The sequence below is a fragment of the Rhizobium sp. NZLR8 genome (genome assembly GCF_019685025.1).
Lineage (GTDB): Bacteria > Pseudomonadota > Alphaproteobacteria > Rhizobiales > Rhizobiaceae > Rhizobium.
The window spans coordinates 1-2,500 of record NZ_JABDVY010000030.1 but is presented as its reverse complement, the minus strand read 5'-3'; the positions used below and the strand labels follow the sequence as shown (position 1 = coordinate 2,500).

General features: G+C 54.5%; 1 tRNA gene and 2 rRNA genes (1 of these 3 cut by a window edge). All 3 read left to right on the top strand.

From position 1 onward, the window contains the following. Positions 1–1,851: ribosomal RNA gene (locus HJB89_RS32990) — 23S ribosomal RNA — on the top strand; it begins 1,029 nt to the left of the window's first position. Between the two features lie 220 nt (positions 1,852–2,071). Beyond that, a 5S ribosomal RNA gene (gene rrf, locus HJB89_RS32985) occupies positions 2,072–2,186 on the top strand. A 171-nt stretch (positions 2,187–2,357) separates the two neighbouring features. After that, positions 2,358–2,434, top strand: a tRNA-Met gene (locus HJB89_RS32980). Positions 2,435–2,500: the final 66 nt, after the last annotated feature.

Below are 2,500 nucleotides of genomic sequence, written 5' to 3'. Positions count from 1 at the left end.
ACTCCGAATACCGGGGAGTACTACTCGGCAGACACACGGCGGGTGCTAACGTCCGTCGTGAAAAGGGCAACAACCCTAACCTCCAGCTAAGGTCCCCAAGTCATGGCTAAGTGGGAAAGGATGTGAGGATCCCAAAACAACCAGGATGTTGGCTTAGAAGCAGCCATCATTTAAAGAAAGCGTAACAGCTCACTGGTCTAAATAAGGGTCTTTGCGCCGAAAATGTAACGGGGCTGAAGCCATGCACCGAAGCTGAGGATGTGTAGCAATACACGTGGTAGCGGAGCGTTCCGTAAGCTGATGAAGGGAGACCCGTGAGGGCTCCTGGAGGTATCGGAAGTGCGAATGTTGACATGAGTAACGATAAAGAGGGTGAGAGACCCTCTCGCCGAAAGACCAAGGGTTCCTGCTTAAAGTTAATCTGAGCAGGGTTAGCCGGCCCCTAAGGCGAGGCAGAAATGCGTAGTCGATGGGAACCACGTTAATATTCGTGGGCCTGGTGGTAGTGACGGATTGCACAAGTTGTTCATTCTAATTGGATTGGATGGGCAGCGGAGCGGTTCCAGGAAATAGCTCCACCGTATAGACCGTACCCGAAACCGACACAGGTGGTCAGGTAGAGTATACCAAGGCGCTTGAGAGAACTATGTTGAAGGAACTCGGCAAATTGCACGCGTAACTTCGGAAGAAGCGTGACCCCATTCTACGCAAGTATGATGGGGTGGCACAGACCAGGGGGTAGCGACTGTTTATCAAAAACACAGGGCTCTGCGAAGTCGCAAGACGACGTATAGGGTCTGACGCCTGCCCGGTGCTGGAAGGTTAAGAGGAGAGGTGCAAGCTTTGAATCGAAGCCCCAGTAAACGGCGGCCGTAACTATAACGGTCCTAAGGTAGCGAAATTCCTTGTCGGGTAAGTTCCGACCTGCACGAATGGCGTAACGACTTCCCCGCTGTCTCCAACATAGACTCAGTGAAATTGAATTCCCCGTGAAGATGCGGGGTTCCTGCGGTCAGACGGAAAGACCCCGTGCACCTTTACTATAGCTTTACACTGGCATTCGTGTCGGCATGTGTAGGATAGGTGGTAGGCTTTGAAGCGGGGACGCCAGTTTCCGTGGAGCCATCCTTGAAATACCACCCTTATCGTCATGGATGTCTAACCGCGGCCCGTTATCCGGGTCCGGGACAGTGTATGGTGGGTAGTTTGACTGGGGCGGTCGCCTCCGAAAGAGTAACGGAGGCGCGCGATGGTGGGCTCAGACCGGTCGGAAATCGGTCGTCGAGTGCAATGGCATAAGCCCGCCTGACTGCGAGACTGACAAGTCGAGCAGAGACGAAAGTCGGTCATAGTGATCCGGTGGTCCCGCGTGGAAGGGCCATCGCTCAACGGATAAAAGGTACGCCGGGGATAACAGGCTGATGACCCCCAAGAGTCCATATCGACGGGGTTGTTTGGCACCTCGATGTCGGCTCATCGCATCCTGGGGCTGGAGCAGGTCCCAAGGGTTTGGCTGTTCGCCAATTAAAGCGGTACGTGAGCTGGGTTCAGAACGTCGTGAGACAGTTCGGTCCCTATCTGCCGTGGGTGTAGGAATATTGACAGGATCTGTCCCTAGTACGAGAGGACCGGGATGGACATATCTCTGGTGGACCTGTTGTCCTGCCAAGGGCATAGCAGGGTAGCTACATATGGACGGGATAACCGCTGAAGGCATCTAAGCGGGAAACCCACCTGAAAACGAGTATTCCCTATCAGAGCCGTGGAAGACGACCACGTTGATAGGCCGGGTGTGGAAGTGCGGCAACGCATGAAGCTTACCGGTACTAATAGCTCGATTGGCTTGATCGTTCTCATTGACTGTGCTCATCGAACAAAGTTCGATGATGCTTGACCTTTGTCCTGACGCGCCAATGGCGCTGCGGACGGCCCGCGCTACCGAGCGCGACGGCCTCTGGCCTGTATGGGTGCCACAAGCGCCCTCGGGTGGAAAAGATCGAAGACGTGTTCAAAAAAAGAAAACAGGCTAACGCCTGCCAGCTTCTCAAAACATAAAGTTGCGCTTTGCCGACCTGGTGGTTATGGCGGGGTGGCTGCACCCGTTCCCTTTCCGAACACGGCCGTGAAACGCCCCTGCGCCCATGGTACTTCGTCTTAAGACGCGGGAGAGTAGGTCGCTGCCAGGTCTGCAAAGCGCAACTTAACGCATGCTCCCGGAGCCTTAAGGCTTCGGAAAGATGCATGCGCCAACAAAACCAATCTTCTCAAAACAATCAACGGCAAACGCCGTCAAAAGGCCGCTAACAAGCGGCCTTTCGTGTTATAATACTCAAGCAGATCCAATGGATTTGCCATGGCGCGGGGTGGAGCAGCCCGGTAGCTCGTCAGGCTCATAACCTGAAGGCCGCAGGTTCAAATCCTGCCCCCGCAACCAATCCTTCCATGATCAAACACACAATACCCAAAAACCCGCCTCATGGCGGGCTTTTGCGTTTACGGG